The 13416-nt window shown below is 42.4% G+C and carries 19 protein-coding genes; 12 read left to right on the top strand and 7 right to left on the bottom strand.

The features are described from left to right. Position 1 precedes the first annotated feature (1 nt). A complete protein-coding gene (locus tag B649_RS12415; protein WP_291750918.1) occupies positions 2 to 157 on the top strand; it encodes a hypothetical protein in 156 nt (51 codons plus the stop codon). Positions 158 to 166: 9 nt separating this feature from the next. Here the strand turns inward: B649_RS12415 and B649_RS01985 are convergent, their stop codons facing one another. Continuing rightward, the gene (locus tag B649_RS01985; RefSeq protein ID WP_015652826.1) at positions 167 to 2134 is read right to left on the bottom strand and encodes an EAL domain-containing protein; all 1968 of its coding nucleotides are present in this window, start codon (positions 2132 to 2134) and stop codon (positions 167 to 169) included. Between the two features lie 206 nt (positions 2135 to 2340). Here B649_RS01985 and B649_RS01980 point away from each other — a divergent pair, with 206 nt between their 5' ends. The 6 genes from B649_RS01980 (at position 2341) to B649_RS01955 (ending at position 5339) form a co-directional block, all read left to right on the top strand. Continuing rightward, positions 2341 to 2523, top strand: a complete 183-nt coding sequence (locus B649_RS01980) for a hypothetical protein (RefSeq protein ID WP_015652825.1) — start codon at positions 2341 to 2343, stop codon at positions 2521 to 2523. Positions 2524 to 2566: 43 nt separating this feature from the next. Next, entirely contained in the window at positions 2567 to 3310 is a 744-nt protein-coding gene (locus tag B649_RS01975; protein ID WP_015652824.1) for a polysaccharide deacetylase family protein, read from the top strand. Between the two features lie 41 nt (positions 3311 to 3351). Then, the gene (locus B649_RS01970) at positions 3352 to 3996 is read left to right on the top strand and encodes a phosphatase PAP2 family protein (protein ID WP_015652823.1); all 645 of its coding nucleotides are present in this window, start codon (positions 3352 to 3354) and stop codon (positions 3994 to 3996) included. Then, positions 3993 to 4382: a diacylglycerol kinase gene (locus tag B649_RS01965; RefSeq protein ID WP_015652822.1), complete on the top strand. Its 390-nt coding sequence runs from the start codon at positions 3993 to 3995 to the stop codon at positions 4380 to 4382. Before B649_RS01970 ends, B649_RS01965 begins: the two co-directional genes overlap by 4 nt. Before the next feature lie 105 nt (positions 4383 to 4487). Then, the gene (locus B649_RS01960; protein ID WP_015652821.1) at positions 4488 to 4685 is read left to right on the top strand and encodes a DUF2892 domain-containing protein; all 198 of its coding nucleotides are present in this window, start codon (positions 4488 to 4490) and stop codon (positions 4683 to 4685) included. A 39-nt stretch (positions 4686 to 4724) separates the two neighbouring features. Then, positions 4725 to 5339, top strand: coding sequence for a Crp/Fnr family transcriptional regulator (locus tag B649_RS01955; RefSeq protein ID WP_015652820.1), 615 nt, complete (start codon positions 4725 to 4727; stop codon positions 5337 to 5339). Between the two features lie 4 nt (positions 5340 to 5343). Here the strand turns inward: B649_RS01955 and B649_RS01950 are convergent, their stop codons facing one another. From B649_RS01950 to B649_RS01935, 4 genes are read right to left on the bottom strand one after another with little or no spacing between them, the layout of a single operon-like run. Next, entirely contained in the window at positions 5344 to 5772 is a 429-nt protein-coding gene (locus B649_RS01950; RefSeq protein ID WP_015652819.1) for a hypothetical protein, read from the bottom strand. Next, complete coding sequence (locus tag B649_RS01945) at positions 5772 to 6251, bottom strand: hypothetical protein (RefSeq protein ID WP_015652818.1); 480 nt, start codon at positions 6249 to 6251, stop codon at positions 5772 to 5774. Before B649_RS01945 ends, B649_RS01950 begins: the two co-directional genes overlap by 1 nt. Then, on the bottom strand, positions 6248 to 6763 hold the full coding sequence (locus tag B649_RS01940; protein WP_015652817.1) for an FMN-binding protein: 516 nt from the start codon (positions 6761 to 6763) through the stop codon (positions 6248 to 6250). The genes B649_RS01945 and B649_RS01940 overlap by 4 nt, the downstream gene beginning before the upstream one ends. Next, on the bottom strand, positions 6760 to 8070 hold the full coding sequence (locus B649_RS01935) for a porin (protein WP_015652816.1): 1311 nt from the start codon (positions 8068 to 8070) through the stop codon (positions 6760 to 6762). Before B649_RS01935 ends, B649_RS01940 begins: the two co-directional genes overlap by 4 nt. Positions 8071 to 8186: 116 nt before the next feature. On the opposite strand from B649_RS01935, the gene B649_RS01930 reads away from it, so the two are divergent. From B649_RS01930 to B649_RS01920, 3 genes are all read left to right on the top strand, one after another. Continuing rightward, positions 8187 to 9110 carry an FAD:protein FMN transferase gene (locus B649_RS01930; protein ID WP_015652815.1) on the top strand — a complete coding sequence of 308 codons (924 nt, stop codon included), beginning with the start codon at positions 8187 to 8189 and terminating at the stop codon, positions 9108 to 9110. Between the two features lie 92 nt (positions 9111 to 9202). Then, positions 9203 to 10258: an SO_0444 family Cu/Zn efflux transporter gene (locus B649_RS01925; protein ID WP_015652814.1), complete on the top strand. Its 1056-nt coding sequence runs from the start codon at positions 9203 to 9205 to the stop codon at positions 10256 to 10258. Positions 10259 to 10313: 55 nt separating this feature from the next. After that, positions 10314 to 10871, top strand: a complete 558-nt coding sequence (locus B649_RS01920) for a manganese efflux pump MntP family protein (protein ID WP_015652813.1) — start codon at positions 10314 to 10316, stop codon at positions 10869 to 10871. 2 nt (positions 10872 to 10873) lie between these two features. On the opposite strand, the gene B649_RS01915 is transcribed toward B649_RS01920, so the two are convergent. Beyond that, the gene (locus tag B649_RS01915) at positions 10874 to 11236 is read right to left on the bottom strand and encodes a hypothetical protein (protein ID WP_015652812.1); all 363 of its coding nucleotides are present in this window, start codon (positions 11234 to 11236) and stop codon (positions 10874 to 10876) included. A 60-nt stretch (positions 11237 to 11296) separates the two neighbouring features. Between B649_RS01915 and B649_RS01910 the strand changes: the two genes are divergently transcribed. Continuing rightward, a complete protein-coding gene (locus tag B649_RS01910) occupies positions 11297 to 11698 on the top strand; it encodes a rhodanese-like domain-containing protein (protein WP_015652811.1) in 402 nt (133 codons plus the stop codon). Positions 11699 to 11797: 99 nt separating this feature from the next. Here the strand turns inward: B649_RS01910 and B649_RS01905 are convergent, their stop codons facing one another. Continuing rightward, on the bottom strand, positions 11798 to 12112 hold the full coding sequence (locus tag B649_RS01905) for a hypothetical protein (RefSeq protein WP_015652810.1): 315 nt from the start codon (positions 12110 to 12112) through the stop codon (positions 11798 to 11800). Positions 12113 to 12205: 93 nt separating this feature from the next. On the opposite strand from B649_RS01905, the gene B649_RS01900 reads away from it, so the two are divergent. Next, positions 12206 to 13414 (top strand): diguanylate cyclase, encoded by a 1209-nt coding sequence (locus B649_RS01900; protein WP_015652809.1) that lies wholly within the window; start codon positions 12206 to 12208, stop codon positions 13412 to 13414. Positions 13415 to 13416: the final 2 nt, after the last annotated feature.

Here is a 13416-nt window from a genome sequence, read left to right as displayed (position 1 = left end):
CGTGAAAGCTTTCGTATGTACCCTTTTTATTCTACTCTTTGTATCCGGCTGTTCCGCTACGTGGAGCGGTGTGCAGCAAGACTCTAGCAATGCCGTCCAATGGACCAAAGGGCAAGTCAACCAAGGTGCCAATTACGTGAAAGAGAAAACGGAATAAAGTTCTGTTTTAGGATTCTCGAATACTCTCTGAGGGCTCTCCGAAGTAATACCCCTGAGAAAAATCGACCTCCAGCTCTTTCACTTTTTCACACACGTTTTTAGAGTGTACAAATTCTGCAACGGTCTGAATGTTCATACTTTTCGCGAAATTGACAATCGATTTGGTAATCATTTGAGAGCTTGGGTCATTGTCGATATTTTTAATCATCGATCCGTCTATCTTGATGTAATCCACTTTGAGTTTCATCAAATACTCAAAATTTGAATACCCCGTCCCGAAATCATCGATAGAAATTTTCACACCGTATTTTTTAACACTCTCAATAAATTCCAGGACTTGATCAAAATTCTCAATCCCCTCAGACTCTATAATCTCAAATACAATCTTCTTCCCGATGGAAAACTCTTCGAGTTTTCTAAGGATAAAATGATGGATCTCTTTGTTTAAAATATCTTCCACCGAAAGATTGATGGATACGAGATACGGTAAATTTTCGAACCGTTTAAACGTTTTATCAATGATGATTTTGGTCAATTGATGATAAAGCTTATTCTTTTTCGCAAGCTCCAAAAAATGGACAGGAGCTATATACTCCCCCTTATCATCTATCATCCGCATAAGCGCTTCGTATTTGACGATTTTCTCTGTTTTAGTATCGACTATAGGCTGAAAAACCGGTACGATTTTGTCCTCTTCAATCGCTTTTTTAAGTCGTTTCGTCCAGTCAAAATTTTTCTCATACTCTTTTGCCATTGCCATAGTTTCATCATAGATTAAAAAGTTCTTTTTACTTTTTTTGGCCAATTTAAGGGCGATATCCGCATTCATCAGCAATTGCTCAGAACCATGAGACACCCCAATCGTTGCACTGAGGCTCACTTCGCTTTTATCGTCAATCTTAAAACTTTTATTCTCAATTTTTTCACTGATATAGGCTACAAAAATCTTAAATTCATTGATATCCATCCCGTTAGTGCACAAATGGGCAAACTCATCCGAATGGAGACGGTATATCCCCTCTTTGACCGGAATAATCTCTTTTAAATAGAGGGCAAAATCGATTAAAATCGAATCTCCCACATGATCCCCGTATAAATCGTTAATCTCCTGAAATGCATCAATGTTGATAATCATTAAAAAAACACTCTTATTCTCTTCGAGCTTCTCGGTCAGCTTTCTCCTATTTTCCAATCCGGTTAGCGTGTCATAATAAAATTGATGTTCTATCGAATCGAGCATCGTGTTAAACACATTTTTGATCGAATCGATCTCTTCAATATTATCATTCACCTCCACCCGTTTTTTCATATCCTGAGAAGCCGTTATGTTTTTAATGACATTTGAAAAGTTTTTAATCGGTTTAATCAAATACTGATTCAATTCGATAAAAATTGCAATAAAGACCACAAAAGAAAAAATTACGATAAAAATAATAAAAAAGTTGATCATCTCCGTCAGCGAAATTTTTAAATCGTCTATCGGATACGAAACATCAATGACCCCTAATACATCCCCTGCCTTTGCATTGGTATGACATTTTAGACAATTGTTTTTAGCCACAACCGGATAATAGTATTCGATCACTTCAGAGTTTGAAATATTTAAAACTTCTTCTCCGCTAATGGCTTTTGCAATATCGTGATCCGATTCTCTGGCCAACTTGTCTTTTTCTATTTCACCGAACAGTTCTGCCACTCTTGCACTTCGATAAACATTGACTTTCATGTGTTCGTCAACACCATTAAGCCGGGTGATGATCTCTTCTAAATCGTCTTTATTCCAACCTCTCTGCATCGCAGAATAAAGGGCTTCAAAAACAAGCATACTCGTTTTTTTGGCATCTACATGGGCGAGATTGCTAATCGCATCCCGTTTCATATACTCCCCATAAAAATAGGCGGCTATAAGGGTCAAAAACATCGTAATAAAAATAATTTTGGCGGCAATCTTCGTATAGCTTGTTTTATGTGACATTTCGACCTCATTATTCATAAAAATAAATGATCTTTAATTTTTCATGTTAATCATTTGATTTATTTTTTATATTAATTTTTTTTATCATATCAAATGAGCTGTGAAAGAAATATTAAATGCTATTTTTTACCTGTTATGTAACTTTTGTTACGCTGATATCGCTTTTTTAGCTCTACAATACGGAGACTGAATCTCAAGGATTTCCTATGTGTCTTATACTTACCCTGGCCTTTATCTTTGCTACCCTCGCGTTCTTTTCACACGGGTTAATACCTCAGGCAATTATGAGCGGAGTTATCGCTTCCCTCTCCCTCTTTTTTTTCATCCGCAAACTCATCACCAACGGCCGTTGTATTTTCGGAAAAGATCGTGACTGCAACAAACCCTAAGTGCGCTACGCTACAATTTCACCCTTACTCTAAGGCGGTATCTATGCAAAAATATTTCCTCACTTTTTTACTCGTTGTCGGGGCAACCCTTTTTGCCGATGAACCTGTACAATGGGGTGAAAATGTAACCGGAGTCGTCACGACGTTTCATACGCCCAAAAAAGAGATAGCCCTCACCTTTGATGCGTGCGGGGGAAGTTTTCGCAGTTCCCAGTACGATGAGGGGCTGATCAATTTTCTGAGTGAGAACCGTATTCCGGCTACACTCTTTATCAACTCACGATGGATACACACTAACCCCGAAATTTTCCAGAAACTCTCAGCCAATCCCCTCTTTGAGATTGCCAACCACGGCACCGCACATCGCCCGCTCTCGGTGAACGGCAAAAGTATTTACAACATTCCCGGTACCGCTTCTGCTGAAGAGGTTGCCCATGAAATCAACGCTAATGCCGATCTGATCGAAAAGCTCACCGGCAAACGTCCCCGCTTTTTCCGTTCCGGCACCGCCTATTATGATGAGCACTCCGTTGCCATTGCCCATAAAAATGGCGTCGAAATCGCCGGGTTCAGCGTTTTAGGGGATGCGGGAGCAACCTTTAGCGCATCCAAAGTGACCCAACAGCTCATGAGTTCCCGTAGCGGCGATATTCTCCTGTTTCACATGAACCATCCCGAAGGAGGAACACGAGAGGGGATCATCGAAGGTATTGCTAAACTCCAAGAGAGCGGTTTCAGTTTCGTCCGTCTCAGCGATGTCAAAGAGCATCTCAATCGCCTACCTTAGCGCTAAGTGTGCTACAATATTTTTAGAAAGAGAGGTGAACTATGTCTTTTAATCTAAAATTTCTCTCCGGCGAATCGTGGCCATTCTCACTGTTCCTCTTTATTGCAGCCTTGAGTATCTTTATTCTCCTTGCTCACTACCTGCGAAACGATCACGTCGTCTATTTTGATCAGACGATTCTGACGTGGTTTCATGCGATCCGTCATCCCTATCTGGACCATTTTTTCTCCACGATCACGTGGATGGGATCGTTATGGATCCTTTTGCCCCTCTATCTTCTATTGACTTTTACCCTAAGCCCCCACATAGAGCATTTTGAAAAAATCTTGGGAATCACCTTTTGGGGAACCGTGATCACCGTCTACGCACTCAAATTTGAATTTGAACGCAAACGTCCTCTTTTTTTCGGAGCGATTAATGAACTTCCTCTCGATCCTTCGTTTCCGAGTGCCCATACCGCTCAGATCACCGCATTCGCCCTTGGGCTTTCTCTGGCGCTCATCGGCACTCAAACGCTCTATCAAAGTGTACTATCCTCACTTCTTTTACTACTTGTTGTGTCCGTTTCCGCCTCACGGATGTACCTCCAAGTCCATTTTCCGACCGATATCTTGGCGGGGATGCTCATCGCCTTCATATGGGCCATTATTACGGGTTGGATTGTTAAAACGGGGGTATTGGGATGAAAAACAAATTTTTAGAGACGGGGGAACACGGCTATCATCCGCTGCGAAAATTCAGAATTATCCTCTCAGGTCTCCGTTTTGCCGTTATTTACGATTTTAGTGTTTTATACAAAATCATCATCTCCGCCCTTCTTCTCATTCCGGTTATACTCTATAAAGAGTGGATTGATGCTTCTTTGATCATTCTAGCGACAGGGGTTATGATCGCGGGAGAAGTTTTTAATACGGCGATCGAAGCGGTATGCGATTTTATGGAAACACGCTGCAATGAAAAAATTCGCATTATCAAAGATATTGCAGCCGCAGCCGCAGGAATCACTATATTTACGTGGGTAGCCGTTTTAGTGATCGAATTGATAAAAGTGCTTCCCCATCTTACCAATTGATGCTCTCTCTTTTTATGTAACTCAGGTTACAGACACCTCTAGCTTCAAAGCGTTACAATGCTCCTACAAATTTCGAGAATCACATTCTCGACCAAGGAGTTTATAATGGTATGTAACATAGGGATGATCGATCGTATTCTACGCATCAGTGCCGGGCTGGCTCTTATTGTGTGGGCGATGATAAGCGGTAACGTTTTCGGCTATGTCGGGATTGTTTTACTACTGACAGGAGCTATGAGTCTCTGTCCTCTTTATTCATTGCTTGGAATCAATACAGGCTGTAAACCAAAACACGAATCATAATGTTGTGTTATAATGCCTCAAACTCCTTGAGGCATTTATATGGAACTTTCAGCATTTACTTTTTTCTCCCATCTATCCTCGGAACTTCAACAGTTTGTCCATGCTCACGCCCGTCCGATCACCGTCTCAAAAAACACGATTTTATTTTATCAAGGTGATGTATGCACGGATATCCTCTTTTTGACCGAGGGAAATGTCCGTCTCTATATCCAAGGCGAAGGGATCGAAGAGATCACCCTCTATACACTCAAACCGCTCGAACAATGCGTCGTCAACACCGCTAGCCTTGTCTCCCAAAACGTTGCCATCGGAACCGCCATCACAGAGAGTGATATCAGCGGCTATCTCCTCGATTATGAATCGATCCGCTCTCTCATGTCTCAAAGCCCGGAGTATCTCAGTTTCATATTTTCCCTCTTTACCGTCCGTCTCGCATCGCTGGCTACGCTCGTGGAGGATATCAAATTCAAACGTCTCGATGTACGTTTACTCGAATGGCTCGCACATCAGGAAAACAGCCGTATCGAAATGACCCATGAGCAGATTGCAACGCAGCTGGGGACCTCACGCGTCGTGATCAGCCGACTGCTGAAAGATTTAGAACACAAAGGAAAAGTCCATCTGGAACGCGGAGCGATAGAGCGGTTAGCGTAACACTTTAGCGAGATTTTAATGAGGCAGAAAAAATAATGATCCAAACCCACCCTAAAACAAGTTCAAATCCCACAAAAGAGACTATCTTCAGATAAGCAAAACTTTCTAACCCTTGAGCTATAGCAACCGGGCTCAGTTGATCGAGAAAAAATAAGCCAAAAAGGATATGGCTTAGGGGCACTTTTTCACCATTTCCCTTCGTCTGCACAAAAGCTAAAAAATGGAGTGTCACCATAAGGGCAATCGCCATAAATAAAAAGTGCGGGATGAGTGTTTCGAGCAATCCGTGAAAGGATTTGATACGATAATACTCTATCACGTCATGAGGAGAAAAGCCGACCAAAAGGTAAAACAGGAGTGCCCCGACAAAAAACTGCCCTAAAATCAAAAAACCAAACGCTGCTGTCGCAAACCGTACAAATGTTACCGGCATCAGATTCTCTTTCGAATCAGTCCGACAATGAGAATAGAAGTACTCATCAGCATGACAGTATGGTAGAGTATAAAGCCAAAAGCTCCTATCGCAACAGAGACACTTCCAAACCATGAGATACTTAACCAACCTAACGGATAAAGAAGCAGCCCCACAAGAGCTATGCCCAAAAGAAATGCTTTTAACCGATGGGAAAATGAACTACGCCCCAATACGGCGGCAATCATCACAAATATCATAATCAGGGCAAAAAGATCCGTATGAATCTGCAAAACAAGATCATTTAGAGGGATTGGATCGATAAACTCCATTTCATTCCCTAAGATAACGGTTGTCCACCCCTCAAGATCGGTTCCGTAATCGATTGCCTTTGCAATGAGATTGAGGATGAGGACACTGCCTAAAGCGATGAACATCCAAATCAAAATAATCCGCATTACCGGAGACTCAGAGAGTTTTTTTGAAACGACAAACTTCATGGTTTTACAATTTCGAGAAGAGCTAATGCTACGCGCGCGCCATCGGTGATAGAGCGTGCAGACAACGTGGCACCCGTCGTAGTAGGGATATCTTGATTGAGTTTGAGGGTATCTGAACTGCTTTTATTGTCAAAAACATCGAGCCAGGTAGCGGTTGGAAGGTATTCAAGCGGTTCATTAAACGCAACGATCTCAATCGTTTTGATTTTACCGCTTGTATCGATCAGATAAAGGGCTATCGCCGTCTTAGTACGTACTTTTTTATTCATTAAAACGCCGTACCCTACATTTTTAGCCCCATTTTTAGCCACATAAATACGATACAGTTTCGTATCGATTTTTTGTTGGGAGGCTTTGGCGAGTTGCGCAATCTGCCCCTCATTGAGGATGATATTTTCAGTCTCTACGCTTTTGGAGCTAAAGATACGTTGAGTAAGTTCAATAGGATCACCCAAAACTTGGGCGAAACTAGCGGTGACAACAAAAAGAAGAAGGACGAGTGTTTTGATCAAAAGATAAATCCTAATCCAAGTGAGTAAATACCTTCATTGACATACTTGGTTGTATCGGCTGAATTTTCGTTGTGACGCAACATATATTCCGCTTTTAGAACTACTTGATCATGCGGGAAGTAGTTCAAACCATAGGTATAACTTGTCGTAGTTCCAAATGAACTCCCATTAGCCATTTTGTTAGCCAAATTATAGTTTTCATATTGGAAAAAGAGTGGTAATCGATCACTTGATGACGCAAAAAATGGTAGGATATTATACTCTAAATTCAGATAACCGCCGCGTGCACTTTCTGGCATATCGGATCGGTATGAATCCGCATTGCTTAGATGGCTTTGGGTATAAAGGGCGCGTGCTTTGAATCCATCAAGTTGGAAACTTGCATGGATATCAACCATGTTCATTTGTCCTTCTTCAGATTTACCGGATACTTTTGCATTCCCCGCTTTGCCGGTGTAACCGCTGAGGCCTATTTGCAATCCATTGACCCCATTGTAATCCAATCGTGCAACGGCAGCCATATTGTCCATCCCTTTATCGCTTTCATTGCCGATACGTGCTTTACGAATCCAGTCTTTGTCTGCGAGAGGAGTACCTAATGTAGAGTTATACATATCCAAAGCACTAAATGCTCCGACTTGATATTCAAAGCTATCGGTTTTACCGTATACGCTTAAGCCCAATTCGTGCCACGTGGAAGGGATGAGTTGTCTCTCGACATCCGGACGGATAACGGTATTAAAGAGTGTCGGCTCATGATAGAGATTCACATATCCCATCGGAACGAGCTGATGTCCGATACGTACCGTTGCAAGCGGATCAAGAATAAAGTCAACATAGAGCTGCTCGATAGCGACTTCATTTCCGTGTTCAAACTCGATTTCAGAATTCAAGATAATGCTATCACTGAATTTATACCCGATGTAGGGAATAAATCGGTAGGTATCACCGTAAGCATCTTTTGTATTGCCGGTGCCGACACTGTCATTGTATTTTGAATAATAGAGTTCACCGTATCCCCCAATGGAGAGAGGGTTCTTGGAGTAATAAACTTTGGATGCCGCTACACCGAGTCCTTGCACATCTTTGGAAGGATCGAGAGAGGTAAAGGATGTCGCATTTTGGACGTTGATCAACTCTTCCGTTAAGACCTGAGTTTGTTCAGCTTGTTTTTTATTGCTTGCTTCGATACTCTCCAACCGTTCACTCAGCGCTTTGAGTTGAGCCTTAAGATCACTCATCTCATCCGCAGAGAGATTGGCGGTAAGCACCAGTGCAGCACACGAGCTCAAGAGAAGATTTTTCATTGGTTTTCCTTTTATGATACTGATTATTGATTGCGAAAGTATAGGGTAATAAAGATAAAACTAATATTAATAATGAAAACGCTTATCGTTTACTAAGATATGTTACACTTCGGATCATGAAATGGATATGCTTACTCACCCTGATACCGGTACTGCTTTGGAGTCAGCCTCGCACTCAAGTCCATATGGGAACACTCATCAATGTTGATGTCGAAGAAACTTCTCTAAGCGATCAAGTCTTTGAATTGTTTGATGATCTCGATCACCTACTCTCAACCTATAAACCCGATTCAGAGATTTCCCGTCTGAATCAAAAATACACCGCACAACCATCACCGGTGACTCGGCGTATTTTGGAACGCTCTATGGAAATGTATCTCTTAAGCAACGGAGCCTTTGATATCACTATCGGTTCGATCACTCACGGTGCGTATCGATTCGGAACCGCCGATGAGCATCTCCCGTCTCAAAAAGAGATTGACCGAATGGGAGAATTTGTCGGAAATGAGAGGATAACGTTTGAGGGTGATTTCGTAAACATTCAGCCCGGTACTACCATTGACTTAGGAGGAATTGGGAAAGGATTCGCGGTTGATCTTGCAATAGAACTGTTAACAAAGCAGCATCAGTTAAAAGCGATTATCGCTGCATCCGGTGATATCAGCTGTCTGGGGGAGTGTACGATATCCGTACAAAATCCTTTTATTGCACACGAAGATATTGCTACCATAACCTCCTCACTCCCCCGTTTAAGCGTCAGCACAAGCGGCAATTATGAGCGTTACATCAAAACAAAAGCCCATAACCATCTCATTGATCCTAAAACACTTAAACCGCAACAATGGTTTGCCTCGGTCACATTAGTCGATACACAGGATAATACCCGTCTGGATGCCCTTGCAACAGCGGTATCCGTCATGGAAGAGTCCAAAGCCATTGAGATGCTGGAATCCTTGTCCATCGGTTATTTACTCATTCGAAATGATACGACACGTCTCATGAGCCGAATCCCCTCAGGGGTCACACTTTCATTGCATTAATTTTCTTTTTTTTAAAAACTTCATAAGTCCTAATTAAGCAAAAAAGACCATAATTCGATAATAGTTATTATTTTTAATATATGGAACATCCTATGTATCTGATTTGGGAAGCCTTTTGGGAACTAAGCATTGATATGGGGATCTATATCCTTTTTGGCCTTTTGGCCGCAGGGGTATTGCATCAACTCATCCGTGAGGAGTGGATTGAAAAACATTTAGGGTCGGATACCCATGGCTCTGTTTATAAGGCAGCCATGTTCGGAACCCCTCTTCCGTTGTGCTCATGCAGTGTTATCCCTTTTGCCGCATCGCTTCGACGCAACGGTGCTTCCAAAGGAGCTACCCTCTCCTTTTTAATCTCTACTCCGATCACCGGAGTCGATTCGATTCTGGCTACCTTTGGAATGTTCGGATGGGCATTTACCCTCTATCGCGTCATCTCTTCGGTCATTATCGCCATTACCGCAGGAATGTTAATGAATCTGTTTGAACCCAAAGAGATAGTCAAAAAAGGGTTTAGTTTTTCAACAACCGCTCCAAAGTCGTCCTCTACAATCACACCTCCGAAACTCCGTAAACCGTTTTCCGTAGCAGACGTTTTTCGATACGGATTCATTACATTATTGGGAAGTTTCAGCAAACCGCTCTTTTGGGGGCTCTTGCTCGGTGCTTTTATCACAGCCGCTATCCCCTCCAACCTTCATGAGCTTTTTAACGACAATCGCTTATTGGGCTACATCATAGCCGTCGCGATCGCCGCACCGATGTATGTATGCGCTACCGCTTCCCTTCCGATTGCGGCATCACTTATCATTGCCGGAGTTTCTCCGGGGGCGGCGTTTATCTTTTTAAGTGCAGGTCCCGCGACCAATACGGTAACGATGGGAGTCGTTAAATCGATGTTGGGAATGCGCGCTTTAGTGATTTACCTCTCGGTGATTGTGATAGGAAGTGTACTGTTTGGCGCACTCATCGATTTAGGATTTGACACCCTCCCCATCACACTAAATGTCGATTTCTCCGAACAGCACGGGGTGCTCGAAGAAGCAGCTGCGATCCTCCTGCTGGGATTGATCGGATGGCACCTTATCCGTGGATTATTTCAGAAAAAAGAGAAAGGGTGCAACGGCGGTTCATGCTGTTCGTAAATAGCCACTAAAACTTTGTCCGCTATAATGGCGCACTTATTTTCAAGGCCCTTTAATGAACGAAACCCTTCTCATCCTCGCGGTCGCATTGGCGATGGACTCCGTCGCCGTCTCCATCGCCATCGGCTCAAAATACAAAGATCTTCACCTCCCTAAAACCCTCTTTGCCGCGAGCGTTTTCAGTTTCTTCCAAGGTGCCATGCCGCTTGCCGGATATCTGATCGGAATTAGCTTTGCGGAATACGTACAATCATTCGATCACTGGATTGCTTTTGCTCTACTGGTCGGTTTGGGATTTCAAATGCTTCGTGAAGCCCAGAAAAATGAATTTTACGAAGAGGTGAGTGATCTCTCCACGAAAACCCTTATCACGCTGGGGATCGCAACCAGTATCGATGCAATGGCCATCGGGGTAACCTTTGCATTTTTACAAACCGATATTTTCACGGCTGCGGGTGTGATCGCGTTGGTCACTTTTGTATTGTGTGTTATCGCGGTGTATATAGGGAAAAAACTGGGATCGATTCTGGAAAGCAAAGCGGAAATACTCGGAGGATTAATTCTTATCGGACTTGGATGTAAAATTCTTCTTGAACATACCGGATGGCTTTAATCTCACCAGCCGTCGCTAGCGTGATTATCGTGTTTTGATTTTTTATAACGGCTGGCATTAACCCTTTTTTCCAGCTGATTTTGGGCGTAAAAGAGTTCTTCTTTGATGGTTTCTATATCTGTGTCACTCGCTCTAAAATCGAGAATCTTCTGCCCTAACGCTTCAAGTACCATGTATTCATCTTTATACAGTTTTACCGCCTCGTTTTTCTCTAAAAAACGAAAGTTCATATCCACTTTCTGATCATACTGCTCTTTGGTCGGGTTTTCACTTTTTGCGAGGTACGAAAGTATTCCGCTGATAAACCGCCCCAAGAGCCGAATATACCGAAGCCGTTTTGCATTTTCTGTTTTAGATTCGCCCATACAACCTCATATTAATTATTCATCGATACAATATCGCCATTATACCTCGTAGGAGCCAATATGCGCTTAGTACTTATCTCTTTATTGCTCGCAATCACGACACTCAGTGCGGAGTACATCCGCCAACCGATCGATCAAAAACTCGTCGATAGCAAAATTAAAATTATCGATATCCGTACACCAAATGAGTGGAAAACTACGGGCATTGTCAAAGGCTCCTACCCTATCATGTTTTTTGATGAACAGGGAAACTATAATGTCGAGATGTTTTTGGATAAATTGAATAAAGTCGTTAAAAAAGAGGAAAAATTTGCCCTCATCTGCAACAGCGGGAACCGCACTCAAACGGTTGGTACTTTTCTGGGAAAACAGCTTGGATACAACGTTATCGATTTACAAGGTGGCATCCAATACGCGATTGGTAAAAAGATCACACTGGAACCCTATAAACCGAAACCGTAAATGCTACGATTTATATGGGTATTAGCGACTCGCCTTATACTCATCTTTGCCCTTATAGCCCTTATAGCCGCTGCCATCGGGTTTGGGCTTTATGCCCTTCTAACGTAAAAATTCGAGCATATCGATATACTCTTTTTCAATCACTCCGAGATTTTCCAACATCCGCATCTCATCAATACCCGGATTATCGCTTAAAAACTCTCGACGCCATTGAATATTATCTTGCAACTCGGTTAGTCCCGTAGAGAGGTACTCGATCATCGTGTCGATATCAGCACCCCGAATCACCCCTTCTGTATCCGCTTTGTAAAATAACAGCGCATAATCACCCGTTTCATGCGAAAATCGAAAGTCTTCAGCAATGTTATGCACAATTGTTTTAATTCGCTCATCTTTAATGATACGTTTAGCCATAACCAGCCTCCAAAAATAATTGTTTAATTGTAATCGCTTTTGGTATAGGAGTTGCTTAGGTTACTTATCCAAATAAAAAAGATTATCCAAGCCGTGGAATCACTCAAACTTAAGTCAAAACTTCTCTACTTACTGTTAATCGTGGGGTTTGGCTTAGGTGTAATAGGGCTCATCGGCTATATTAATATCCAAAATATTAAACGTAATATGGACACCCTCTATTTTGGATCATTAATCCCTCTAACCGAACTCAATTCCATTACCGAAACCTACAATAACGATCTCGCTTCTTCGATCTACCGGTGGAGCAATCAACTCATCAGCAATGAACAGGCCGCTGAAAAAATCTCTTTGGGGCTGGATCGGATTAATCAACTCTGGGCTGCCTATCTTGCGCACGAAAAACGGCCCGAAGAACTCGCTTATGTCAATTACACCGAATCACAAATACAAAGTTTAGAGAAATATTTCAGTGAAGTACGGACCCTCATTACCTCTCCGGATCGAACCCATCCCCTCTCACTGAGTACCCTCGATGATAATGTCCGTCTTATTCACGACACGGTTCATCAATTGATCGCGTATGAAAATGCCTCAGCACGTTATGAACATGCCATTCTCTTGACACAGTATGAAAATGCCCTTATGCAGCTCATCTTTTTTCTCGTTGTTATCCTCGCTCTTGTAATGGGTCTGGCATGGAAAATATTTGCGAATATAGAATTACAGCAGCGTCAGTTAATCGATTCAACCGAAACACTTCAACATCTCAATCTCAAACTCGAACAAGCTTCCTATACCGATTCACTCACGGCCCTTTACAACCGACGCTATTTTAATATCGTCTACGAACGGGAGTTTAAGCGCTCACTCCGATCCGGAAAACCGTTTGTCTTTATGATGCTTGATATCGATTTTTTCAAACAATACAACGATACCTATGGACATTTACAGGGAGATTCTGCCCTCCAAGCGGTCGCCAAAGTGCTCAAAATGACTTTGCAGCGCCCGGGGGATTATCCGTTTCGTTTAGGCGGAGAAGAGTTTGGGATTATTTTAACCGATACCGATTGTAAAAATGCCAAGATGATGGGGGAAAAGATTCGTGAAAATATTGAAAATCTAAAAATAGAACACAAGGGAAGCAAAGTCTCACAGCTTTTGAGTGTCTCAATCGGGGGAATTTGTATCGTACCTACCGTTCATATCGGAGAAGATGCGCTGATTCATACCGCAGATACCAACCTTTATGCCGCTAAAAAACGGGGGCGTAACCAAGTCGTATTTACCAGTAAATTGTAACG

The sequence above is a fragment of the Candidatus Sulfuricurvum sp. RIFRC-1 genome, assembly GCF_000310245.1.
Classification (GTDB): Bacteria; Campylobacterota; Campylobacteria; order Campylobacterales; family Sulfurimonadaceae; genus Sulfuricurvum.
The sequence above is the reverse complement of the archived record's forward strand: the minus strand, read 5'-3'. Positions and strand labels throughout refer to the sequence as shown.

What these genes read in the sequence shown, in the direction of transcription:
- B649_RS01985 (WP_015652826.1), bottom strand. Translation starts at nt 2,134, where the DNA reads ATGTCACATAAAACAAGCTATACGAAGATTGCCGCCAAAATTATTTTT.
- B649_RS01980 (WP_015652825.1), top strand. Translation starts at nt 2,341, where the DNA reads ATGTGTCTTATACTTACCCTGGCCTTTATCTTTGCTACCCTCGCGTTC.
- B649_RS01975 (WP_015652824.1), top strand. Translation starts at nt 2,567, where the DNA reads ATGCAAAAATATTTCCTCACTTTTTTACTCGTTGTCGGGGCAACCCTT.
- B649_RS01970 (WP_015652823.1), top strand. Translation starts at nt 3,352, where the DNA reads ATGTCTTTTAATCTAAAATTTCTCTCCGGCGAATCGTGGCCATTCTCA.
- B649_RS01965 (WP_015652822.1), top strand. Translation starts at nt 3,993, where the DNA reads ATGAAAAACAAATTTTTAGAGACGGGGGAACACGGCTATCATCCGCTG.
- B649_RS01960 (WP_015652821.1), top strand. Translation starts at nt 4,488, where the DNA reads ATGGTATGTAACATAGGGATGATCGATCGTATTCTACGCATCAGTGCC.
- B649_RS01955 (WP_015652820.1), top strand. Translation starts at nt 4,725, where the DNA reads ATGGAACTTTCAGCATTTACTTTTTTCTCCCATCTATCCTCGGAACTT.
- B649_RS01950 (WP_015652819.1), bottom strand. Translation starts at nt 5,772, where the DNA reads ATGCCGGTAACATTTGTACGGTTTGCGACAGCAGCGTTTGGTTTTTTG.
- B649_RS01945 (WP_015652818.1), bottom strand. Translation starts at nt 6,251, where the DNA reads ATGAAGTTTGTCGTTTCAAAAAAACTCTCTGAGTCTCCGGTAATGCGG.
- B649_RS01935 (WP_015652816.1), bottom strand. Translation starts at nt 8,070, where the DNA reads ATGAAAAATCTTCTCTTGAGCTCGTGTGCTGCACTGGTGCTTACCGCC.
- B649_RS01930 (WP_015652815.1), top strand. Translation starts at nt 8,187, where the DNA reads ATGAAATGGATATGCTTACTCACCCTGATACCGGTACTGCTTTGGAGT.
- B649_RS01925 (WP_015652814.1), top strand. Translation starts at nt 9,203, where the DNA reads ATGTATCTGATTTGGGAAGCCTTTTGGGAACTAAGCATTGATATGGGG.
- B649_RS01920 (WP_015652813.1), top strand. Translation starts at nt 10,314, where the DNA reads ATGAACGAAACCCTTCTCATCCTCGCGGTCGCATTGGCGATGGACTCC.
- B649_RS01915 (WP_015652812.1), bottom strand. Translation starts at nt 11,236, where the DNA reads ATGGGCGAATCTAAAACAGAAAATGCAAAACGGCTTCGGTATATTCGG.
- B649_RS01910 (WP_015652811.1), top strand. Translation starts at nt 11,297, where the DNA reads ATGCGCTTAGTACTTATCTCTTTATTGCTCGCAATCACGACACTCAGT.
- B649_RS01905 (WP_015652810.1), bottom strand. Translation starts at nt 12,112, where the DNA reads ATGGCTAAACGTATCATTAAAGATGAGCGAATTAAAACAATTGTGCAT.